19 protein-coding genes are annotated in these 23,825 nt (G+C 49.0%); 9 read left to right on the top strand and 10 right to left on the bottom strand.

The genetic code is table 11. The features are described from left to right. Window positions 1-45 precede the first annotated feature (45 nt). Window positions 46-456, bottom strand: coding sequence for a VOC family protein (locus BLQ88_RS20525; protein WP_090153956.1), 411 nt, complete (start codon window positions 454-456; stop codon window positions 46-48). 120 nt (window positions 457-576) lie between these two features. Then, window positions 577-1,299, bottom strand: coding sequence for a 3-keto-disaccharide hydrolase (locus tag BLQ88_RS20520; protein WP_090154312.1), 723 nt, complete (start codon window positions 1,297-1,299; stop codon window positions 577-579). A gap of 103 nt (window positions 1,300-1,402) precedes the next feature. On the opposite strand from BLQ88_RS20520, the gene BLQ88_RS20515 reads away from it, so the two are divergent. From BLQ88_RS20515 to BLQ88_RS20495, 5 genes are all read left to right on the top strand, one after another. Continuing rightward, window positions 1,403-2,491, top strand: a complete 1,089-nt coding sequence (locus BLQ88_RS20515) for a sensor histidine kinase (RefSeq protein WP_090153954.1) — start codon at window positions 1,403-1,405, stop codon at window positions 2,489-2,491. After that, window positions 2,488-3,234, top strand: coding sequence for a LytR/AlgR family response regulator transcription factor (locus BLQ88_RS20510; protein WP_090153952.1), 747 nt, complete (start codon window positions 2,488-2,490; stop codon window positions 3,232-3,234). Before BLQ88_RS20515 ends, BLQ88_RS20510 begins: the two co-directional genes overlap by 4 nt. A 125-nt stretch (window positions 3,235-3,359) precedes the next feature. After that, window positions 3,360-4,169 (top strand): hypothetical protein, encoded by an 810-nt coding sequence (locus BLQ88_RS20505; RefSeq protein ID WP_090154310.1) that lies wholly within the window; start codon window positions 3,360-3,362, stop codon window positions 4,167-4,169. A gap of 105 nt (window positions 4,170-4,274) precedes the next feature. Beyond that, the gene (locus BLQ88_RS20500; RefSeq protein WP_090153950.1) at window positions 4,275-4,808 is read left to right on the top strand and encodes a hypothetical protein; all 534 of its coding nucleotides are present in this window, start codon (window positions 4,275-4,277) and stop codon (window positions 4,806-4,808) included. Between the two features lie 105 nt (window positions 4,809-4,913). Next, window positions 4,914-7,727, top strand: coding sequence for a vWA domain-containing protein (locus BLQ88_RS20495; protein ID WP_090153948.1), 2,814 nt, complete (start codon window positions 4,914-4,916; stop codon window positions 7,725-7,727). A gap of 6 nt (window positions 7,728-7,733) precedes the next feature. Here the strand turns inward: BLQ88_RS20495 and BLQ88_RS20490 are convergent, their stop codons facing one another. Next, a complete protein-coding gene (locus BLQ88_RS20490; RefSeq protein ID WP_176885047.1) occupies window positions 7,734-8,822 on the bottom strand; it encodes a TlpA family protein disulfide reductase in 1,089 nt (362 codons plus the stop codon). 556 nt (window positions 8,823-9,378) lie between these two features. On the opposite strand from BLQ88_RS20490, the gene BLQ88_RS20485 reads away from it, so the two are divergent. Beyond that, a complete protein-coding gene (locus BLQ88_RS20485) occupies window positions 9,379-10,791 on the top strand; it encodes a carboxylesterase family protein (RefSeq protein WP_090153945.1) in 1,413 nt (470 codons plus the stop codon). Between the two features lie 80 nt (window positions 10,792-10,871). On the opposite strand, the gene BLQ88_RS20480 is transcribed toward BLQ88_RS20485, so the two are convergent. Then, window positions 10,872-11,300, bottom strand: a complete 429-nt coding sequence (locus BLQ88_RS20480; protein WP_090153943.1) for a VOC family protein — start codon at window positions 11,298-11,300, stop codon at window positions 10,872-10,874. Window positions 11,301-11,470: 170 nt separating this feature from the next. Continuing rightward, the gene (locus BLQ88_RS20475) at window positions 11,471-12,376 is read right to left on the bottom strand and encodes an NmrA family NAD(P)-binding protein (RefSeq protein WP_090153941.1); all 906 of its coding nucleotides are present in this window, start codon (window positions 12,374-12,376) and stop codon (window positions 11,471-11,473) included. Between the two features lie 226 nt (window positions 12,377-12,602). Between BLQ88_RS20475 and BLQ88_RS20470 the strand changes: the two genes are divergently transcribed. Continuing rightward, entirely contained in the window at window positions 12,603-13,364 is a 762-nt protein-coding gene (locus BLQ88_RS20470) for a carboxypeptidase-like regulatory domain-containing protein (RefSeq protein WP_229212774.1), read from the top strand. Here the strand turns inward: BLQ88_RS20470 and BLQ88_RS20465 are convergent, their stop codons facing one another. Then, complete coding sequence (locus tag BLQ88_RS20465) at window positions 13,365-13,859, bottom strand: GNAT family N-acetyltransferase (protein ID WP_090153937.1); 495 nt, start codon at window positions 13,857-13,859, stop codon at window positions 13,365-13,367. A gap of 294 nt (window positions 13,860-14,153) precedes the next feature. Between BLQ88_RS20465 and BLQ88_RS20460 the strand changes: the two genes are divergently transcribed. Beyond that, complete coding sequence (locus BLQ88_RS20460) at window positions 14,154-15,035, top strand: pirin family protein (protein ID WP_090154309.1); 882 nt, start codon at window positions 14,154-14,156, stop codon at window positions 15,033-15,035. A 70-nt stretch (window positions 15,036-15,105) separates the two neighbouring features. Continuing rightward, window positions 15,106-16,146 carry an alpha/beta hydrolase gene (locus BLQ88_RS20455; RefSeq protein WP_090153935.1) on the top strand — a complete coding sequence of 347 codons (1,041 nt, stop codon included), beginning with the start codon at window positions 15,106-15,108 and terminating at the stop codon, window positions 16,144-16,146. A 24-nt stretch (window positions 16,147-16,170) separates the two neighbouring features. On the opposite strand, the gene BLQ88_RS20450 is transcribed toward BLQ88_RS20455, so the two are convergent. The 4 genes from BLQ88_RS20450 to BLQ88_RS20435 form a co-directional block, all read right to left on the bottom strand. Then, on the bottom strand, window positions 16,171-16,632 hold the full coding sequence (locus BLQ88_RS20450; RefSeq protein WP_176885046.1) for a PH domain-containing protein: 462 nt from the start codon (window positions 16,630-16,632) through the stop codon (window positions 16,171-16,173). Window positions 16,633-16,769: 137 nt separating this feature from the next. Continuing rightward, on the bottom strand, window positions 16,770-17,261 hold the full coding sequence (locus tag BLQ88_RS20445; protein ID WP_090153931.1) for a T9SS type A sorting domain-containing protein: 492 nt from the start codon (window positions 17,259-17,261) through the stop codon (window positions 16,770-16,772). Between the two features lie 25 nt (window positions 17,262-17,286). Then, window positions 17,287-20,469 carry a M4 family metallopeptidase gene (locus BLQ88_RS20440; RefSeq protein WP_090153929.1) on the bottom strand — a complete coding sequence of 1,061 codons (3,183 nt, stop codon included), beginning with the start codon at window positions 20,467-20,469 and terminating at the stop codon, window positions 17,287-17,289. A 25-nt stretch (window positions 20,470-20,494) separates the two neighbouring features. Further along, window positions 20,495-23,686 (bottom strand): M4 family metallopeptidase, encoded by a 3,192-nt coding sequence (locus tag BLQ88_RS20435; RefSeq protein WP_090153927.1) that lies wholly within the window; start codon window positions 23,684-23,686, stop codon window positions 20,495-20,497. Window positions 23,687-23,825: the final 139 nt, after the last annotated feature.

Here is a 23,825-nt window from a genome sequence, read left to right as displayed (position 1 = left end):
AAAAAGCCGGAGCGCTACCCCGGCTTTCCAAATGTTTTGCATTGGCTATTGCGCCCGCACGTCGATCATCCAGTCGATGCCGTACTTGTCTTTGAATGCGCCGAAAATGTCGCCCCATACCTGTTTGTCCATGGGTACAGTAATGGTAATGGCGCCTTCGCTGAGCTGATCGAACTTTTTGCGGAGGCTGGCCTCGTCGAAACCGCTGAGCGAAAGCTGGATCTTGTCGCCAGCCAGCGGGCCCGGTTGCGGGCTGTCACAGCCCATGAAATCGACCTCTCCGCCCATGAGCGACGCGTGCATGATCTGGTCGCGCAGGGCTGCCGGGCAGCTGTCGTCTACCTGCCCGAAGGTCATCATGTTGAGCTCGCCGCCGAAAATGCCTTTGTAAAAATCCATCGCTTCGCGGCAGTTGCCTTCGAACATCAGGTAAGGGTGCAATGCAGGCTTTTCCATTGTGTTTTCAATAATTATGGTGGCTGAATAGTGTTACAACACAAAGTTAAACGCGCTCAGAGAATCGCTGCGGGTGCTAACAGGACAACCAAAGGGGGACAATGCGACATCACCCGATTCTTAAAGTTTCCTTAACTTGATATTACGGTACCAGACCGTGCTGCCCCAATCCTGCAAACCAATGCGGCCCTTAAAATTGCCCTTGGCGATGGGTGCGGCTTTGAGCCCGCTGTTGGCGACGCGCTGTTTCCAGTCGGCTCCGTTGAGGTCGTGTTCCTGCACCATAAACTCGTTCTGGTACACGGTCAGCTTGCCTTTTTTAACGATGAAATGGATCTTGTTCCATTCTCCCTGCGGGTTCCCCTCGCGCAGGCGGGCATTCGCGATGCCGAAGAAGTCGCTTGCGCGGTGCGTATTTTCCTTCGCGCCTTCATAGATTTTATCGTCGATTACCTGCAATTCCAGCCCGGTATCGTGCATGTTTTTGTAGTTGGGAGCTTCCTGCACAAAGAAGAAAATGCCGCTGTTGGCATATTTGCTCACTTTCCATTCCGCCTTGAATTCGAAATCGCCGTTCACGAGTTCGTCGATCACAATATCGCCGCCGTTTTTGGCCTTGTTACCGGCCCTTTCGGGTACATTCAGTTTGATGGCGCTGTCCTCGATCAGCCACGCCGAACCGGGCGTTTTGCCATTGTAGGCATGCCAGCCTTTCAGGTCCTTGCCGTCGAACAACAATTTCCAGCCTTCTTTCTTCTCGGTGGCAGTGAGGGTATTGAGTGCCTGGGAATATGCGTTTAAGGAAAGCAATGCAGCAACGGCAGTAACGAAAAAACGGCTCATAGGGGGCAGGTTTAGGTGTTTTTGATGATTTGAGTCCTGCAAAATACTGATAAATTTTCATGAAATTACCTTATTTTTGGGCATCCTAACTGATCTCTTAAATATGCGGCCTTATCTTTTCGGGCAAAAATGGCTGCTCGGTTTTGCCCTTGCGCTGGTTTACATTCCGCTCCGAACGTACATAAACGTCCCCCAGCAAAATTGGTACACCATCCCGCGCAACCTGCCGCTTTTCGGGCTGGAAGTCGTTATCAGCACCGTTTTTTATACAGCCTGGATTTACCTGATGGACTGGTTCCTGAGAAAGCAGGCCGCGCTCACCGGCGCCGACAAATCGCCCGCATTCAGCATCCGCGACCAGCTCATTACCCTCGTTCCCGCCGTATTGCTCGCATTTTTGTTCAATATGATCCTCGCACGCACCTGGGGCCTGATGAGCCAATGGTGGAACCCGCTACCCCGGCCGTCGATGTCGGATCTCCGCGTCCGCGACCTCATGTATACGCGCTGGCGGGCAGGGCAGGCACTCACGATCCTCGCGCTCATCGCGGCCTATTACCTTTGCGTGAGCAACCAGGTGCAGGAAAAGATGAAAAAGCTGCTCGTCGATTCCGAACGGCTGGAAAAGGAGAACATGCACGCGCGTTTCCTGGCATTGAAAAATCAGGTCAGCCCGCATTTTTTGTTCAATAACCTTAGCGTGCTGTCATCGCTGGTGGAGTCGCGGCCGGAGCAGTCGGGGGAGTTTATTCAGGAGATGTCGTCGGCCTACCGTTACATTCTGGAACAGTCGGAGCTGGATAAGACCAGTTTAAAGGAAGAAATGAAGTTTCTGGATACTTATATGTACTTGCTGCGGACGCGTTTCAAAGAGAAGGTCATGCTCGACTCGGCGCTTACGCCTATGGACGAGGAGCGGTACTCCATTATCCCGCTTACCTTGCAGTTATTGGTAGAAAATGCCGTGAAGCATAATACGATGTCGGTGGTTAATCCTTTGGTTATCAGTATAAAAATTGTGGAAGAAATGCTGGTGGTTAGCAATCCTTTGCAGCTGAGGCAACAAGACCAGCCTACGACGCGTCTTGGGTTAAAAAACATTATCAGCCGCTATAAACTGTTGCAGGACAAGGATGTGGTGATCGATAAAACGGGCACCCATTTTACCGTGAAAATACCATTACTATCATGAATGTACTGATTGTCGAGGACGAGGAACTGAGTGCGGAGCGTTTACAGAACCTGATCCGCAATATCGATCCGAGCATTCGCGTCCTGGGCATTATCCCTTCTGTTTTTGAAACCATTGCCTGGCTGCAAAACAAGTCGAACACGCAGCCCGACCTTATTTTCCTCGATATTCACCTCGAAGATGATAATGGTTTCAAAATCATCGAAAGCCTGGACCTGCTTATCCCGGTCATTTTCACGACCGCATTCGACGATTACCTCCTCCGCGCATTCAAAGTGCACAGCATCGATTACCTGCTCAAACCCATTAACCCGCTGGAATTGCAGGCATCGCTGAACAAATTCCGGAAGATCAGCGCCAACGGCGGCCCGCAACCGGAGAAAAGCGCGCATTCGCCGGAGAAATACAAAGACCGCTTCCTGGTAACCGCCGGCCCGCGGATATTTACCTTTAAAACTTCCGAAATCGCCTATTTCACGATCGAAGAACGGGCCACTTTCCTGCGGCTGTTCGATGGGCGGCATTTCGCGGTGGAGTACAGCCTCGAAAAGCTCTCGCAAATGCTCGACCCGGCGGAGTTTTTCCGCATTAACCGAAACATGCTGCTATCGCTCCACGCGATCCGCGAAATGCATGCGATGTCGGCCGGAAAGCTGAAAATCGACCTGAACCCGGCTGCTACCCAGGAAATTTATGTGAGTTCGGAGCGCATGACCGAGTTTAAAAACTGGTTGGGCAAATAACCCCTTGTTGACTTCTGCATTTAAAATTGGCGTTTCAGCCCCCGAAAACCGGCGTTCCGCGATTTGCATTTTCATTCCAAAGACCGCTTGCCCAAATTAGGGCCAAACAGCAGGAGGTTCGTGTTATGTCAGTGATTCAATTCAATGCCCACAAGAAGTACCATGTGCTTCAAAGTAAAACCCGCGTTTGGGAAACCCACAATGATCTGACCCCGCATTACCGCATTATCTTCATCCGCAGCGGCGAGGGGCATTTTAGTCTGGATGGAAAACTATGGGATTATGCCGAGCAAGGTGTCATTTTGCTCTGCCCCGGCCAGCATCCGATTTTCCAGGAAGACAGCAGCGCCGAGATCTTCATCATCGCATTCGATACCTGGCTCTCCGATGATTTTTTGCAGAAAAAGGAGTTCAGTCCCGACTTTGCCGACATTTACAAACAAGCCGAACACCTCTGCGACGGCGTACGCCTTACCCAGGGCAAACCGCTGCAAAACGAGCGCGACGCCCAAACCATCACTTACCTGATCAACCAGATCCTTTTTGAAATAACCCAGCAACCGACGTCGCATAACAAGCTGATCCGAGGTAGTATCGATCTGATTGTGACGATTTTAGCAAGGAATAATTTCGAGAGTAAAAAAGTGGAAGAAACCACTTCGCGGCAACGCCTGGCCGGGGCTATCATCGATTACCTGCGGCAGGAACTGCACCAGAACAAGAACATCCGCGTGCCTGAACTGCTCATGCGTTTCAATATTTCTGAGGACGTCGCCAATCTCTGTGTGCTCAACCAGACCGGCATGTCTTTGCGCAACTTCATTTTCAAATACAAAGCCGACCTTTTCAAAAGCCGGATGTTGAAAGTCGATATTTCGGAAATTACCAGTTACCTGCAACCGGGCGGTCAGCAAACGCCTCATTTGTCTATTTAAAACGTCGCTCGTCGATTGCTGGTTGAAACCGGCCGTTTGCACATTTAGCTTTGAATTCGTCGGGTCAATGCCCGGGGTATTTCAAATGTCTAAATGTGTTTTGCTATGAAAAAGCTGGTATTTTATGTAGTAATGACGTTTTGCGGCTTGCTGAATGTGAGCGCGGGATGCAGTGAAGAGAAAGAAAAAGCCCCCGAGTCCAATAATGCGGCCCTGATGGGTTACTGGAAACTCAAAGGAGGCGCTACCGAATGGAAAAAGCGCGGTGACGGCAATTGGATTAAAAAGGGTACGATCAACCCGGGGACGATTGCTTACGAGTTTTTCGCCGATAAAACTTTTATCAGTTACGACCTGACGAACCACTTTCCGGCTGTTAAGGGAACCTGGAAACTGGACATACTATCGCTTGACGGCAAGGATGTCAGTCTGGCGGATATTTATTTTTACAGCGACACGTTTAAAGAGACTGATATTTCCAATGCGCTTGAAAAAGATGGCTCAATGAAATTTCGTATTTCGATCGAAAACTTCAACGGAGTGCAACAGCTGGACATGACTTCCAAAGAAATCGAACTCGCTGCCGACGAACGTCATAGCCATGTTCGCAATTACTTTATCTTTACCAAAGAGAAATAGCGCTGCACCTGACTTATTTTTCGGAAGTATGTACAGCGACGGATTACGCGCAAAAATCCCGACCTTCGCACATCTGTTAACACACATACTTCCAGAAGTTTACGTATGAGGCAATTTTTCATCCTGCTCGTTTTTTTAGCATTCATCATTAGCCCGGTCGCCGCGCAGCAGGAAGCGCCGCAGACTTCATTGAACCATTACATTGAATTTTTGAGCCAATCGTCGGAGCAAGTTATCCGGCGGTTCAAGATGCTGCAAACCTACCAGGACGATGTGAGCCGTTACCGTAAAAAAGCAGACTATGGTTTGCGTTTGCCGTCGTCGGGGCCTTTGGAAGAATATTATTACAAAAAGGCATTGCCTGGCTTGGGTATCGAGGCGGGTAAGCGAAAGCAGTTAAATGCAGGTCTGGAAAACGTCTGGAACGTGCTCAATAAGCTGGATGAAACCTGCAAATCGCTTGAAACTTATGTGCGTTTAAAGGATTACGAACGCAACAATCTGAAAAAATCCGACGCGCTCGTCACGGAAATGCAGTCGCTTTTCGAACGTTATGCGCATGATAAAAATGCATTGTATACGCAAATCAGGCAGGTTTATGCGGGCGTTCAGAACCGCCCGGCTACTGATCCTTACATTGTGACGGAAAAGGCAATGGGCGAGGTCATTGCCGCCCAGCAGCGTTTGCTGGACGCATTGCCCTATTATTTGAATGCGGAGACAAAAGCGGAGTGGCCGACGGCGCTCGTGCGGCAGAGCATGCTGGACGACGAAAAGGCGCTGGCGACCATTGGAAATACGGCTTCGCAACTACAATACCCCGCCTCGGATATGGTAGGTACTTTCAAATCGGCGCTGGCGTCGATGCAGGATATCAAACGGCGGGCGCTGGACGATCATAACTTCGCCGCGCAGCAGTCTGCGGAACATGGTAACGCGGTGTATCTGTCGCTGGTAGAGCAGTTTAACCATGATATGCTCGAATTTTACAAGGCATTTGTCGGGTATAGCAAGCCGGGGCATTTGCTGCTGAATTATCCTTTTTTCAGCCCGGTTATGAGAGTCGCGGACGCTTCTGATGTTGCTGCTGCAAGCAAAGGCACGCCGCCATTTCAGGACAAGTCTTTTCAACCATTGAATGTGAAAAAGGCGGCTGCCCCTGCCAGTGCGGCGGTGATCAAAACCTTGAATCAATATGTGGACTGGATCAACCAGTCGCTGCGGCAAATGCATTTGCTGCAAATGATCGTGCGCAATTATCAGAGCTCTGCGGAATACTACCGCGACCCGGCCAAAGCACAGAAAAGGGCGAATCTCAGCTATTCGCACGAAGATTTCAAACTGCCCTCTTCCGAATATACCTTGCTCCTGAATGCCAGCACGGCGATTCCGGAGCCTTACCGCAAGTCGGTGACCGGCCAGGCGGAGGTGTTGATGAATATTTTAAAGGAAATGGACGGCCTGAGCATCGAATTGATCCGCTATACTTCCGAAAAACAATACCTGCAAGATCAGCTGAAACGCTCCGACGCCATCCTCGATCGCTACCTCGTTCTTTTCGACATACTGGACCAAAAGAAAGAGCTGCTTTACAACGACATCCGCCGCATTCACGAAAGCTACCCGAATGCCACACCGACGAGCTCCTGGTACATCGCCGGCAATGCCATGCTGAGAACCATGGACAATGGCCACGACGTGATGTTCGGCATGCGCGATTACCTGAAAGGCGAAACATCCAAGCTCCCCGAAACGGCCAATCTCGAAGCCGACAGCCGCCAGCTGATCGCCGACGAATACAAAAACATGAAAGGGCTCCAACGCTACGGCCGCAACAACGGGCTTTGTCCGTATACGCCTTATGAAGACCTGGGTGCCAATGCGGGCCGGTTTGCGGAAAAAGTGCAGCAATACAAGCCCGCGACTTCGGGTTACGCGGCGCATCCCTACGAATCGTTTTATTATTTCTATAACAATGAGCTGGTTTATGAATACAACAATTTCATAGAGCTCTCCAAGGCCGGCCTTTTGAAAACCATTAACCAACCTGATGTTTTCGCATTCCGGCGCACATCGCCTCAGAAACCTGCCGCACCGCCGGCAAAAGTGGACGAGCCGAAGGTTGAAAAGCCTGTCGAAAAGCCGCGCGAAAATCGGGTAGAGGATATTGCACAAGTCAAAACGAACAATGCGGAAGTGCCTGCAACCCAGCAGCCTCCCGCACGCGAGGATGTGCGCCCGCTCACGAACGAGGCCGAGCCCGTTGCACAGGTGACGCGCGATACCGTGTACGTGGAGCGCTTACGCGTGGATACCGTGTATGTGGACCGTAATGCGCAGTTGCAAAACGTTACCCGCTCGCTGGACGGCTTTGCGCCTAATAATATGGTGCTTTTGCTGGATGTGTCGTCGTCGATGAATTCGCCTTACAAGTTGCCGCTGCTGAAACGCTCCATTAAATCGCTGCTCACGCTCGTGCGGCCGGAGGATATGATTTCGATCGTCCTTTATTCGGGTAAGGCGAGGGTGGTACTCAAACCGACCTCGGGTGCAAAGGCTTCGGAAATCTCACGGATGATCGACCTGCTGCAATCCGACGGCGATACGGACGGCAACGAAGGCATTAAACTCGCCTACAAAACGGCGAATAAACAATACATCCGTGCCGGTAACAACCGCATTGTACTCGCCACCGACGGCGAATTTCCGGTCAGCGCCGAGGTGATGGATATGATCCGCCAGAATGCACGGCAGGATGTATACCTGAGCGTTTTCACCTTCGGGCGCAACGAACACACCGGCCAGAAACTCAAAAAACTGAGCGAACTGGGCATGGGTTCCTACGCACACGTAACCGACGCCAGCGCCGATTTGCAACTGATCCTGGAAGCCCAGGCCAAGAAGCTGGCCGGAAGATAATGCCCGTTAAAGGTCGGCGTAATGCTTCACGAAACTGATCCAATCCGCACCGAAAGGCACGATCAAGTATTTTCCCTCCGGTGTCACGAGCAGTTTAATAGGATAACCGGCCACTTTGTAAGTCTTTTCAATCTGGTTGTCTGACATCGCTACCGGGAAGGAAAATTGCTTTTCCGTCATGTAGCTTGTCACTTTCTCCTCGGTATCGCGGCAGGCTATGGTCAGAAACGTGATTTTGTCGGTATTGGTTTTAATGGTCGAATCGTAGAATTTCTGCATATCGGGATGTTCGGCGCGGCACGGTCCGCACCATGTTCCCCAAAAATCGACCAAGAGCCATTTACCGGTGCCGGCTTTGCTCGAAAACTTCGATTTGTCCAGCATCGATAGCGAAATAGGAGGGGCCATTTTAGCATTTCGGTTTACATTTTCCATCCAGTATTTACCAAAACTGGCCTCATTCCCTTTTGCATTAACATATGCCGATTTGAGCTTTGACTTGTACTCAGGTTGCTGTAATGTGATTTGCAACAAAATAGAAAGCAGATCATCGTGGCCCGAAGCGTGGTCGGTCAGAAATGCGAGGTAATCTTCCTGGAACGAATCTTTTTCTTTTTCCAGCATTAAATGCATATCATAGAAATAGGCCGACTTTCGATTAATATCGGCGAGATCCGGGCTGTAATCGAATGCTTTTTTTAGGTAAGCCTTCTTTTTATTCGAATCACTTTCCTTTTCCGATTGAATATAATTTGCATAAGCAAACAAATACCTGAACCATGCACGCTCCTCGGCCTTGAAACGATCGGACGTTTCCAAAGCGGGTATTTGCCCTTTTTCAAGGTGGTTATATAAATTTTGAAACAGCTTTCCGGATAGCGGTTTCAAATCAGGAATTGAATTGATTTTTCCGTAAATCATCAACCCATATCGCCCTGCACGGTTCGAATAAATATCAGCATCGGACAATTCTTCCTGGATAAATTGCTCGGTCAGACTGGCCAGTTTCGCATTGTCGTTTGCCGCATCTTCCGTTTTTGAATAGAGAAAAAGCGGGTTTATAGTGTGCGTCAATACCTTGCTGGTATCCTCCATAATCTTGATTAACAGGTTTTTATTGAAATTTCGAACCTGCATGCGCTCCCTGATTACCGCGCTGTCGGTCCCGGGAGAAAAAGACCGGTTTATTACAACTTGCGCGTAGGAGTTGTGTATGAGAGATCGCAATGATTGGATCGCTTTTTCGTTCGAAGCCAATTTTTGAAGGCACACTAATGCGGAAGCTTCGTTGAGATTCCTTTGCGTGAAGGTATTGAATCGATTGAAATAATCACTCGGCGTATCGGCTGGGGCTGATTGCGACATTGCTTTGGGTGCCAGCGTATAAGTTACGACTAATATCAGTACAGCTATTATTAAACCGGTATTTCGCATATCAACCAATATATTTTGAAATGAGGAATTGATGAGGAAGTGCATTTGGCCAAATTACTTAATAGATTCAATATTTGTTGATCTTTTTGGATTATTTGCATGAATCCGATTGCCATCCAAATACCGACGCAGCCGGTCGTGTAACAGGAAGAGCAATCGTAGCGGATGTTTTCTTTATTGATATACCAAAAAGATCCTTCACTAAACGCCTTCACTCATGACTATCAAGCCGCTCAGTAAGGAATTTTATTCCTTTATGATTTTCTTCTTGTCGATTTCATGCATTATGTCGGTAATTCAGTCGACCGCGCTGGTGATTATCGGCTCTCAAATGATGGGTTTGCAATCGTTTGATACCTGGATGTGGCTTGTTCTTTTTGTGATTGCGGTTACCGATGGGACATTGATCCGCTACCTGTGGCACAACGATTACCGGCTGGCTGCCGTGGCGTGCCTGATGTCGACCTCGGCTGTGCTAACCCAACATGTGCTGATCCTGAACCGTGAGCTGCGGGTATTTTATCAGGAGCATTACCATGTGGTAGCGTCTGTTCTTTTCGCGACAGCCGTGCTCTGTGGGCTGAGCCTGGTATTCACAAAAGCCGGGAAAAAACGGTGGTTGCGACTTGGAGGCACCATTACGGTGTTGGTCACGCTTTTACTGGCGATTACTTTCGTGCTCTATTTTCAAACCGGTGAGGGCGGTACAAAACTGCTGATCGATAAGACCAGCAGGTGGATTTCGCTCTTTGGAATCCTTCCGGTGGTTTGTTTTGTCATCCATTTTCGACTGGAAAACAAGCGGCTGGCGGTTACCGACAATGCACCTGCACAAACTGCACCCGCACTCATAAAATTGGCGGCCTTTCTCGGGTTGCTGTTTCTGGGGTTCAACTTTTCGGTGGAAGCGCTGCGGTACAGCAGGCCGTTCAAACCCTCAGCGGCCGATTTGCGCCGTTCGAAGGCCATGGAGGATTATCATTTTGTAGACAAAAGCGGTGATTCGCTGCCTTATCGCCTGCTCAACCCGCTCGACTACGATTCGACCCAGCAATATCCGCTGATCGTGTGCCTGCATCACGGAGGTGCGCACGGGAAGGACAATATGCAGCAGCTGTCGGCCGATCCCGCGCCATTCCTCATGGAACTACCTACGCGGACGAAGTATCCCGCATTCGTTTTCATGCCGCAATGCCCGAAAGGGCTGGGTTTCAGTGGTGCATATGGTAATGCAAGTGTCGATTCACTCGTTTTCAGAACGATGCGCGAACTGCTGGGCCGCCTGCCGATCGACCGTAAACGCATCTATGTGCTGGGAATTTCCGGTGGCGGTTATGGCTCGTGGCACTTTGCCAGCGTGCACCCCGAACTTTTCGCCGCGGCGATTCCCATTTGCGGCGGCGGTGATCCTCAATACGGCCCGAAACTAGTAAATGTGCCGATTTGGGCATTCCACGGTGCCCGCGACAAGATGGCACCGGTGTCGCATTCACGCGATATGATTGCGGCCATTCGCAAAGCCGGTGGAAAGCCCAAATATACCGAATACGAATTTGCAGGACATGGAATCTGGGATAAGGTTGGGAACGAGGATATCATGGAATGGATGTTTGCACAGCATAAGGAATAGCGCTGCATGTCCATATTTATAAATGTAAAAAGGCCGGTCCGCATCTTCGGAACCGGCCTTTCGACATTACAACTGTACAATTATGCGCCTTGTTGCGCAGGGAAGTTGATCATCCAGTTTACACCGAACTTGTCGCGGAAAGCGCCAAAGTAGTCGCCCCAGAACTGGTCTTCCATCGGCATTTCGATGGCGCCGCCAACTGAAAGGCCATTGAAATACTGATCGGCCTGCTCGCGGCTGTCGGTGAAAATGGAAATGTAGTTGTTATTACCCACGGTAAGCGACTGGCCCATGGAAGGCATGATGTCCGAAGCCATCAGTAACTCGTCGCCTACCTGCAAAGAAATGTGCATGAGCCGGTTCTTTTCATTTTCGGGCAAATTTTCAGTTCCAGGCGCACCGTCCATTTTGTGAACGCTCGTGAATTCTCCGCCGAACACGGATTTGTAGAAATCGAAAGCCTGTTGGGCGTCGCCGTCGAAGTTGAGGTAAGGATTGATTTTGGGCATAGCTAAAAGATTTTAAAGGTGATGGGACTTGATTTTAGATTGTTGACTGATGCAAATGTATAGCCTTGCACCGTCATGCATACGCCCTAAAACGAACATTCACAGGGGGCGGTCGCGACAAATTGAAGCTCTTTTTTCCAGACTTCAAAATTAACAAATTGCATTCGGCATCAGCCCAATACCTCTCTGACGGTTGTCCATTTAATTTCCGGATAGCGCGCATTATCCAGCGGTTCCAATTTCGGTAGACCGCTGAGCATATTGTGCAGGTATTGCATCCCCTGCCAGGGTGGAAAGACCTCTTCCCGGGCAGGGGCAATGGTGCGCATAATGCGGATCATAGTGGCCAGAAATCCCAGGCCGCCAATTCTCCACAAACCGAACTCCTTTCCATAGGCCCTGCTTGCAGCCCGTTGCAAATCACGTATCGTGGCGACCTCACCGGCAATGCGTAAAAACCGCGGAGCCTGCGAATCGAGCGCGGCGGCGGCAGTGAATGCTGCGGTGTTGGCGATGGTAGTGAAATCCATCGGCTGGTCGGCGTCGCCCCAGTAGATCACGCGTTTCAACTTCGGGAGAATCAATGGCGCCTGGTCTTTGAGCAGGTCGGTGAACATGCCATTGAGAATGGATGTGGTATGGATAGGTGTGTTGTCGATGATCACCGCGAACTCCCGGCGCAGGTCGAGGTTGCGGTTTGATCCATTGGGAAGTTTTTGATAATCAATGCAATAGTCCGATGGAATAAAGCGGGGTACGCCCGCATTCAGCGCCGCTTTCAGCAGGTCGGATTGCATGTCTACGATCACCTCCCGCAAGCCCGACAATGCCGAAATGACACATTGGGCATCGCGGAGTGCCTCGGTAAGCGTAACGGTATTCTGGTAATCGACCGGAATTACCATTGCACCCGCTTTTTCAAGCGGGGCGGTCTTGGATAGGGGTGTGTCCTTACGCACGAGCGCCTTCACATGCGCATGTCGCGCGAGGAGTTCTTTTACAATCAAAGTCCCGAGGTGCCCGGTCGCTCCTGCTACTACGATGGTTTGGTGTGTAATATATTGTGATTCAGTCATTTGGTGTCAATTTCTCTGCATGTGTGGTATGGCTTGGAACTGATCAGGTATGCAGAAACAATTATGCCAACCAGCAACTCAGGCCGCGCTTGCAATAATCAACACCCACAATTGACCGGGCATTTGTGGCAGTTAAACACATTAAAACCGCAGCGCATGCAGGGTCGGCTGGTCAGTTGAAGGCTTGTAGATGAATTTTGCATTGTCAAAATCATATAATCAAGCCATGAAACATCAATTACTATTCTTCTTTATTGCTATTTCTACGTTTTTTTCGTGCACAGATCCCGGTGAGAATGGAGCTCCGGGCGGAGACTCCGGTAAGGGCGGCTACCTCGTGGGCAAGGTCGTTGACCAGCAGGGTAAAGGCGTAGCAGGTGCCACTGTTTTTACAGAAAATACTGTTTTTAAAGGCCGTGGGGCCGAAGTGACTACCAAAGCGGACGGTTCCTATCAAATGGCGGTTGTCGAGGGGCTCGGTCAATGGATTGTCGATGCTTACACGTTGGTCGAGTACAACGGCAGGGTTTACAAAATGCGGCTCCATCCCGAAAACACCGAGTCTTTCAGCGTCGAGGAGAAGCCGGTTCGTAATTTCGAATGGAAAATTCAGGGACGCCTTCCCGATAAGAGCCTCAATTTGTACTATGGCGGCTCAGCCGAGTTGTACGCCGATCCCAATTCAGAGATTCGGTCGGAAGATGTAGAATTTACCTTCCGCCCGGACGGGCCGTTGATTGACGGGGCTAGCGGTAAGGTGCTGAAATTGAGCGGCGGAAAAAGTGGTTCCAACAACCATAACCGCATCGACGATATCCCCATTGGTCGCTACCGGGTAACGGCCGTTCATAAGCTATCGGGCCAGCCGTTGCGGGTAGGCGACGCATGGGACGGCGACGATTACTACGAAAGTGTGACGATGGAATTCAAAGGTACGGAGGCATCCTACCGGGCAAATCAGATGGGCCTGGCATTCACCGACCGGTAGCTACAAATCCAGAATGTAATCATGCCGCACCACATCGCCTTCCGGCACTTCCCTGAAAAAGCGGAATTGCTGTTTGGTAAGGACGTTGATAGAGGCTTGGTTTTCGGGATCTACCAGCGCTACGATCGACTCTACGCTGCCGCATTTGCGGGCGTATGCGATGAGCGTGCCGGTGATTTCGGATGCGTAGCCCTTTCCCCAGAATTCGGGGAGCAATGCGTAACCGATTTCGGTGAAACCATCTTCGAAAGGTACAATTTTGCCCAAACCTACATATGAATCGCTGGCCCGCTCGTATACGGCGACAAAGCCCATGTCGGCCTGCTGCCCGTCGGCGTGAAGCGACCTTTCGAATCTTTTGCGGGCACCGTCCAGGTCGAGCCCGGTGCCGCTGATGTGTACCATCACGTCCTGATGTGATACTAGCCGGAAATAGTCTTCGAAATGGCTGGGCGTGAATTTTTCGTAGCGTAAACGTTCTGAATAAAATTGCATTGTGAAGTGTAAAATGGGATTCTTAAATGGGTACATGGCATGGGGCTGCCGGGTTGGGTACCACAGCCCCATCTGTTTTAACAAAAAATTGACGGAAACAATTTGTCTATTTGCCTGATTTTTGCAATTGGTGACATTTTTTTGTCATTTTTTGATCCTGGACGGAAGGTGGATGCCCATTTCGCGATCCTCGCTAACCTAATGTATAGTGAATCGAATGGATGACTGATCGGCTGTTTTTGTTTATTGAATGGGGCCGCATTCAGGCCCATCCAATTGAAAACGAAACAGATCATGGAAAATCAAGGCATTATCAGGAATATAATCAGCATTAAAACGCCGCCTGCGCAACCCGGCTTTCTTGGCCCCGACCACACGGCACGAGCGGTGATTTACCGTGAATTCGAGCATAGCGACCCGTTCATCGCACTGATGGACGATTTTTTGGATAAAAAAGACGACGCGCCGGTGGGAGGCCCGCACCCGCATGCCGGGTTTGAAACCGTTTCACTGCTGCTGGAAGGCGAAATTGGCGACGAAACGCATACCATGAAACAGGGTGATTTTCAAATGATGACCGCCGGTAGCGGCATTGTTCACTCGGAAACCATCGAGGGCAGATCGCGGATGCGGTTGCTGCAAATGTGGCTCAACTTGCCCAAAGCGGACCGTTGGGCTGATCCCAGGGTGCAGGATCTGGCATTTGAGAATGCGCCGGCGGCTGAAAGGAATGGTGTGAAAACGGTTTTGTATAGCGGTGCGTTTGCCGGCTTGCATTCGCCGGTTAAGAATTATGTGCCGCTCATCGTCGCCGATATCCAATTGAAACCCGGCGCGAGGCTTTCAGAATTGCTGCCCGCGTCTTACAATGCATTTTTGTATGTGATTGATGGGGATGTGAGGGTAAGAGACGAGGAGCAGGTACTGGAAATTAATCAAATAGGATGGCTGAGTCGGGGCGATGCCGGCGAGTCGAGTGAGCTTACTGTCGTCGCAGGCGCAGGAGGCGCTCGCGTGGTGTTGTATGCGGGCGAGCCGCAGCACGATCCTATCGTATCGCACGGACCGTTCATTTCAGACCATCAGGAAGAAATCAAGGAGCTTTACAGTGATTTCCGGCATGGGAAAATGCGGCATGTTTCGACCTTGTCGGAGGGCCAGCGATTTAATTATTGATCAAATTTCAATGCGCTTTAACGGGCGGTTAATCTTTCTTAATTTGGGGCAGATTCAAACCTGACCTGTAATGAAAAGAAAAAGATTAACCGCCTTCCTGTTTGCTATCCTGCTTGCACCCGTTTTCACCTTTGCACAATCGCCGCTGAATGGGTCGGTGGAGCGCATTAAAGTCCACGGCAAGTCGCTGGAAGGTAATCTGGAAGGCAACCCTGCCGATCCGGATGTATCGGTATACTTGCCGCCGAGCTACAAAAAAGAATCGAAACGCCGCTTTCCGGTGGTTTATTTGCTGCACGGATTTACGGATACCGATGCCCAGTGGTATGGGTTTGTGAAGCATTGGATCAACTTGCCGGTGATTGTCGACAAGGTATTCGCGTCGGGTCAGGCGCAGGAGATGATCATCGTCACGCCGAATGCATTGACCCGGAGTGGCGGTAGCTATTATTCCAATTCGATCACGGCCGGAAACTGGGAAGATTTTGTGTCGAAAGAACTCGTCGCATATATCGATCAGCATTACCGTACAATCGCTAAACCCGCAAGTCGCGGCCTGGCCGGGCATTCGATGGGGGGCTACGGCACGATCCGGATCGGCGAACGGCATCCCGAAATCTTTTCGAGCATTTACCTGCTGAGCCCTTGCTGCCTGGCGCCGGGGAACGCCCGCTCCGCCGATGCGCTCGCGAAAATCGAAGCCGTGAAAACGCCTGACGACATTGCAAAAGCCGATTTTATGACCAAAGCCGCCCTCGCTTATGCCGCTGCGTGGTCGCCTAATCCGCTGCGCCCTCCGTTCTATACCGATGCGATCGTCGAAAACGGGAAGGTGAATCCTGCCGCCGAACTTAAATGGAATGCCAACATGCCGTTGACGAGCATTGATCAGTACATTACCAATTTAAAACAAATGAAGGGCATCGGTTTCGACGCCGGCGACCGCGACCAACCTATTGCTGCCAACATCAAAATCCTGCATCAGGTACTGGATAACTACAAGATCGAGCACACCTACGAAGAGTACCAGGGCGATCACATCAACAAGATCGGCGAACGGATCGAGACAAAGATGCTTCCATTTTTTTCGAAGAATCTGGTAAGCAAATAATGGCACAGTTCACGTTTGTCGCGCTTAGCTGAGAACGTGGGTGTCTTTTTCCAGATCTCTGGTAAATGAATCGATATTGTCCGGAGAAACAAGTATGATCTTATCGGCTGTCTTGATTAGCACCATTTGATCGCGGCGGGTGACATACCAGGTCATTTTGCCGAAGGACGAATTGTAAAACTTGCCATAATACCCCCAGAAACCACCCACACCGAAAGTACGGATCGTAAATTTGAGTTGCTCTTTCGTGACAATCCGCACAGAGTCGATGGTCTGTCTGGAATAGGTAACATCGCTGATAGGACGGTGAATGGTCAATTCATCGCCTGTCAGTGTGTAGCCTGTTGTCCGAAAGACGTAAGCAGCACCGTAAACAGCTAGCAGAATTCCGATTGAAACAAATGCCCCGATTTTTGCCTCCTCAGAAAAGGTCGAAAGCTCTAAAACACCAATGCCGACGAACAAGACCGTCAGTCCCGCTGTCATAATTTTAGTAGATTTATCAAGGGAAGCAGTGTATTTCATGGCAGTTTGGATAGAATCAGGAATGGCTAAATATAAGCAATTTGTGCTTTAAAAATGGCCATTCCGTCACTTACCGCAGATCAAAACAGGAGCCGGCGCTACTCGACAACCAACTTCTCCACCGCCCTGGATTCGCCCGACTCTGCTTTCAGAATATAAACACCCTGCCGAAGCGAAGCAATGTTCAACGTGTGCTCGGTAGATTGGAGGCTGTTACTCAGCAGGGCATTCCCATTGCGATCGAGTATTTGTATATCCACCGGAAATTTCCAGTTTCCCTTCAAATTGAGCTGAACCTGCTTGGAAGCCGGGTTCGGGAAAAGCGTCAGGCTATTAACAGGCTCGTTAGCTTCATCGCTGATTTCCTTCTTTTTGCTGGAATAGGCGAATGCTACCACCTTGCCCTTTAACGCAGGTTTTGTCAAATCCACATTGGCCACATGCTTGCCTGAGGCATCGATGGCTGTAAGGATGTCGCCGTTGAGCTTAACAGTCAACGATTTTGTGGCATAACGGACTTGCTGGGCGCGGGATGTGAGTGCGCACATGGAAAGGATGCAGGTTGCGAGCAATAGTTTGGGAATTTTCATAGCATGTTTAAATTAAATTTTGAGACTATTTGATATCCAGAATGATGTCTGCGAACTGAAATCCGACCTGCCATTCGTTGAAAGCGGAGGCTGGATTTACAAAATCCACTGTAATAACATGAGGATTTATTTCTGGTTGTCCATTGAGAAACACAGAAAACCGTGGCTGGTCGAAGGGATAATAGAGAAGAGGATCGGTAATGTCCTTCATTGTAACCCTTAACTTATAAGTGCCCTGAGGTTTATTAGAAGCGTGCATGATTATACCAGAGTTTTCGGAATCTACGTCGAGTTCTGTAACTATGTTTCCATTTGGATCGACAAGTTCCAACGGGTTTTCATCGGGATCGATTAATTTAAAGCCCAGGACAAAATTGGAGGTGCCATATTCTGGTGGGAAGACACTGCCATCCGGATCGTTGCGAAAACCATTGAAACCAATGGTAAAATTAACGAGTTTAGGCGGCTGGGGCTGGTTGGAACCCGAGCTCGCTGCCGAGAATACATTCACCGGCAACAGTATTCCCGCACAGGAGAATGCGTTTTTCACCGATACCGCATATTTTTTACCATTGGTGAGCGTACCTGCGGGTACAAGCATTGAGGTGGCTGTTGTGGGTTTGTCACTAAACCCAGGCATCGCTATACCTGTTGTAGCATCTTTGAGCGTGACCCTGTACTCTGTAATCGGGTCAAAGAAACTGTCGTTCCAGTCGATGTTAAAGTCCTGCATAGCATCTACCACGCCGGTTTGGTCGCCTGGAAAAAGCACCACGGGATGATCAGCGCAAATATTGTAGTGGAATGGCGCTGATAACGCTGACTTCGCTCCGAAAGGACCCACTCCCCTCACGCTTACCGTAACCCCGAGTTTATCGTCGAACAGGAATTCATCCAAGACGGCAAGGTCTAAATCTTTCCCTTTCGTGGCCAAAATGGTGGTCAAACCGAACGTGTTCTCTGTAACAAACAATTCAAAATGGTCGACTATTGGCATACTAAGAGTGCCTCCGTTCCAGCTAAAAACAGCCAAAAAGTTCTTGAACGGGAAATTAGAGCCATCAGTCGGGCTTTTCATCTTGGGAATCGTCGCACTCTCATTTGTTATGACGCTAAAAGTATTGTTACACAGTCCAACAGCTGACCCTTTTTGCGGTAGAACCCGAAAGAAAAGCTCTGTTTTGTCTGGTACTTGGGGTATGGCAAATTCAATTGTAGTAATGTTGGCGGCGGCGGTTTCTGAGCGTATGACATCCGTAAACGATGGGTCTTTCGCCACCTGAACAACATAGGAGGTAGCCCCAGAATAAGCATACCAGGTAATCCAGCATCCAAGACTGGGTATTACTTTGGGAGGATCATTCGGGCCCTGGTTCAACGCCTGAGTAATGGAAGTCTGAGGGGTGGCACCATGAACTTGGATTACATCAGACCATGCTCCGTAATTTTTATTGATTTTTACGAAATCCAGCCGCTCTGCTCTGATTCGCAAATAGTAGTCGTGTCCTGCTTCTAAAATTGTGTTGATCTCCCCCTTTTCGGTGAAGTTGCCGGTATGCAACACAACCTCATCATAGATTATGCCCTTGAACGCATTGTCGGTAGCGACCTGTATTCTGTAACGATCTGAACCTGGAACTGACTTCCATATAAATTTAGGTTTGTTCCATGGGTTAACAACCTGGGGCAGACTGTTACCGGGCCAGAATTCGACTTTTTGATCTTTAAGCGTGAATGCATGTGCGGGCCCAAATTGTTGGTAGTATGCGCAAAGTGGGTTGAGCCCTTTACAAAAATTCGGATCCGCTTCGATGATTTGGGCGCGGGCGTAAACCTTTTCACCCGGATGGTAATAAGCATCCACGCTTGCGGAATAGGTCAACAAGCCATTTGGATCAATAACCATCGTGGTATTGTCAGTATCGACCTCTTGCAAATTCTCCGAAAAATCGAATTTGGTGGATGTCTGTACCCTCCATTTAGTCGCCAGGGCGTTTTGCCAGGTAAGATTGATCTTTGTCGTTGGCCATGGATTGATGGAGACAGCACCATTGGCCGGATACATCGTAAAACTCACGGAATTGTTATCGCAGACGCCAACAGCACACCACGCGTTCTGAACGGCTAGATATTCAGTTGAATGTAGACCATATAGTTTTTCCGCAGCCTTGAGTGTAAACGCCTTTAGTGCAGGATAGTCAGAATAGGCTTTTAAGGAAGCAAGGGCTTCCCAAACTATCTGAATAGCTTTTTCGGGTCCTATGCCCGACAGATTGGAATATCCGTAACCTAGGTCGTTATACGCACTGCCTTGAAAGCCATCACTCAATAATACAAACCATTTTTCTGCGACGCCTGCGCCAGGATGTGGATTGTAATAGTCCGAACAGACATTGACATAAAATTGTCCATTATAGGTGTCGGCGAATTGATGATTTTTTGGGGACGAAAAGTCTTCAGCTGCTTTAAATTGTTCGGAAAATAGCCAGTTGAAATTCTGAGGATCAGATTTTTCAATGCGGTTTTCAAGATAAATGCCAAAGATATCTGCAATGCCTTCATGCAAAGTGTTGAATTCAGAACATGTCAGATCGTCAGAATATACTACACCTGTTTTATGGAGAAGTACTGCATGGGTAAATTCATGTCCGATTATCTCGAGAACGTTATTAAAGGACCCGGGTTGGGAAAGACTTCTGAAAAAAATGAAGTGTTCATTACTAGTATCCTCGACGAATCCTGCATTGTTTGGAACTGGAAACGGTTCATCTTCTCCGTCTTTCATGAATATTTTTATGGGAAGTGTCCCCGTGCCATCAATGCCTTTCCAACCAAACCGCTGACCAAAGGCCTTCATAACTTCTTGAAACCCGTAGAAAGTTTGCACTGCTTCGGAACTGAGGTGAGGAGTCTGATTATTATCAAACAGATTGTCAAAAGGTGTTTGGTCTTCAAAAAATACTTCGGTGCCATTATCAACACCTTTCAGGATGATCTCAGGATACCCGTTTTCAGGTAGCGTTTGTAATCGGTAAATTTTATCACTTGCCGGGTCATTGTTTACAGTATGTTCTAATGCGCGAAAGGTCTTTTGACCATCGAAAAAGCTCATCGCCGTGCGATCGACGTTCTTAGCATTGTGCAGGGTTTGGGAAAAAGAGGCACGGCAAAATAGCAAAAGCAATAGTATGGCTTGTAAATGCTTCATAATAAATAGTGTTGTGTTTGTACTTCTATTTCACATTGAGAATGATATCCTGAAATTGTTCGCCAATCTCCCACTCATGAAAAATCGAGGTGGGGTCGAGGAAGTTCGCCGTAATTACATGAGGATTTACCTCTGGTTTTCCATTCAGAAATACAGAAAATCGTGGCTGGTCAAAAGGATAGTACAGAAGTGGGTTGAAAATGTTCTTCATTTTGAGCCTCAATGTGTACTGCCCCTGCTGTTTGTTAAATGCCTGCATGATCACGCCGGAGTTTTCGGAGTCTACCAAAAGCTCAGTAACCTGATTGCCGTTTGGATCTACGAGAGCCAGTACATTGTCATCCGGGTCTCTCAGCTCTATGCCGAGCACGTAATCGGAGGTCGCCCAGGAGAAAGCATCGACATTCTTGCGGAACCCTGTCAATTCAACAGTAAAATTGACCAGCTTAGGCGGCTGAGGCTGGTTGGAGCCTGAACTTATGGCCGAGAAAACATTCTCGGTCAATAGGATCCCCGCACATGAGGCTGCGTTTTTGACCGACACCGCGAATTTCTTACTGTTGGTCAACGTTCCTGCTGGTACTAGCATCGAGGTAGCTGCTGTGGGTTTGTTATTGAAATTGGGTATGGGTATTCCTGTCATGGCGTCTTTGAGGGTAACCAGATAGGTAGTATTTGGATCGAACAGGCTATTCTTCCATTGAATATTGAAGTCTGATTGGGCATCGACCACGCCGGTCAGGTCGCCAGGGAAAAGCACCTCGGGGTGATCGGCGCAAATTTGATAGCTGAACGGAGAAGACAACGCTGATTTGGCACCCAGTGGTCCGACAGCCAGGACAGCTACTTCAAAGCCAGGTTTGTTAGTAAAGAGCGATGGATCCTTGAGGGTCATGCTAAAACTAATACCTGGTGTTGAGAAGATCGAAACGACGTTGGACGGTTTTTTCTTGAAATGGAGCTCGAAGTGATGCACTAGGTTCATATTGAGCGAATTGGCTTTCCATTCAAATGTTTCCTGGAAGGCGTTGAAGGGGAACGACGTGCCGTCTGCAGGGCTTTTCATTAACGGGGTTGCAGTGGCTGCCTTGGTTTTAACACGCCAGATCTTATCGCAAATGCCGAACTCCGGGCCGTTCTGCGGGAGCACACGAACGTACAGGTAAGAATCGGGCAATGATGGTAATTCTATCAACTCCGTGGTCAGATTGCCAGCCACTGTTTTAGTACGGATGACATTCTGAAAGGCATCGTCCGTAGCAATTTGAATAATGTAATGCGTTGCGCCGGCATAAGAATACCAGCCTACCCAAAAGCCCATATTGCCCACCTCGGTAGCAGGGTCACCGGGCTTTTGATTCAATGCTTGCAGGATGGAAGTTTTGGGGACGGACACTTGAATGGCCTCTGTTTTAGACCAGGCGCCATAATTATTGATCAGGTAAGGGGTATTAAACCTTTTAGCTCTTACGCGGGTAAAGTAAGTCTTTCCAGCTCCTAATGTCGTGTTGATGACGCCCGTTTCGCTGAAATTACCTGAGTGCGGAGTGGTTCCGGTAAATACGATCTTCGAAAATGCTTCATCTTCACCGACCTCATATACGTATTGCTCTGCGTTTCCGACGGACTTCCATGAAATCGACGGATCGTTCCATGGATTGACGATCCAGTGATCAATGGGTATTGCGTGCCAGAATTTTACGTCATTGTCATCCAATGTAAATGCATGGGCCGGGCCATATTGCTGGTATAATACGCACAGAGGATTGTACCCTTTGCAAAAGTTTGGACCGGCTTTCGTAATACGTGCACGTGCGTACACACGCTCGCCAGGAAGGTAGTAGCCCGTAGCGAAACCCGAATACGCGCTTCCGCCTCCCGGTTTTAGAATAGTGGCAAAGTTTTTAATCAGATGAGTCTGTACCTTTTCGGTAAAGGCGGCATTGGTCGCCATCTGAACTTCCCATTCATCCACAGGCAAGCCTTCCCAGACGACATTGACGTTCACTCCGGGCCAGGGTTCCACACCCGTTTCACCGTGAGCAGGCGACATATAAAATGGACCCAGGTTGTTTTCACAAATCCCTACTGCGCACCAGGCGTCCATTACGGAAAGGTATTCGGTGGAATGAAGGCCGTAGAGCTGCTCGGTTACTTTGAGGGTTATTTGTTTGAGATCCTCGAAGTCGGTCTTTGGAGTGAGGTGGTCAAGGCACTTCCATACGATCTGGATCGCCTTATTGATTCCTATTCCGTTGAGGTGGTAGGAATAGCCGAGGTCGTTGGTTTCCGTTCCGGTCGTGCCTACTGCCAGCAGATAGTACCAGTGATCGATAACTGTCGCATTCTTGTGCACTGGAAAATCGCCAGCTATTGGGCATATGTTCTCGTAAAAGTCTCCATAGTAAGTATCTGGCTGCCCTAAGGAATTAGGATTGTCGAATGACCTTCCTGGAACGGCGAGGCCCTTGCCATGCCTCCATTGGTAGAATGCTGGCGAGTTTTGCTCATATTCGTTTAAAATGTATAATCCGATAATGTCCCCAAGAGCCTCTTCAAGTACTCTTCTTTCGCTACAAGGGCTAATATCCGGCGTGATGGCGGCTCCAATTTTGAGATCGATAATACCATGAACAAGCTCATGCCCCACAACATCAATATGATTAATGTTTTCTGGTTCTGATCCATCTGATTTGAAGAGAAACTCCTTGAGAATAGGACTATATGCCGGCGAGGCTATAAAAGAGGGCTTTCCCGTCGCTACAATATTCCAAATGATTGGTTTGCCATTCACAGCCTGATTGTCAAGTCCGATCCAGCCGAACTTATCCTTAATCACTTTCAAGGCGACTTCTGTTCCGAACAGGAGTGTTGCGGCTTCCACACAGTTCGTTAACCCAAAAAGACCATCCTCGAACAGGCCGTTAAAGGGTGGTTGATTGACAAATGGAATTTCTTCGAAGAGATCATTGATGGTCCTGACGCGAACCGCGGGTAGGTCACTCTCTGGCAATACTTCCAATCGCCTTTCGATAATAGTGCCCGCTTGGTCGGTTGAATATTCCATTACGCGCGTTGGGACTGAGTTGCCATAGTGATTGGTCAGCACGTCCTGCGTAACATTTTTCTGATTATAAATCGGCTGTGCGTTGAGGAGCGGGGATACGGTCAAAAGGCAGATAAGGCAGCCAAAAAACAATAGTAGTTTTTTCTTCATAATGCGTGTAGTTTTTGTACCAAATACATATTGCAAATAGCCCGAAAAAACGCCGTATCAGGTGAATTTTTTCGGTGGTTAAGAACCAGTCTGGTAGTACTTTTAACTAGTTGTGCAGGCGAGTAGAAATAAAGGAATA

This window comes from Dyadobacter soli (assembly GCF_900101885.1).
GTDB lineage: Bacteria > Bacteroidota > Bacteroidia > Cytophagales > Spirosomataceae > Dyadobacter > Dyadobacter soli.
Note: the sequence above shows the minus strand (reverse complement) of the source record. Positions and strands in the feature narration are given on the sequence as shown.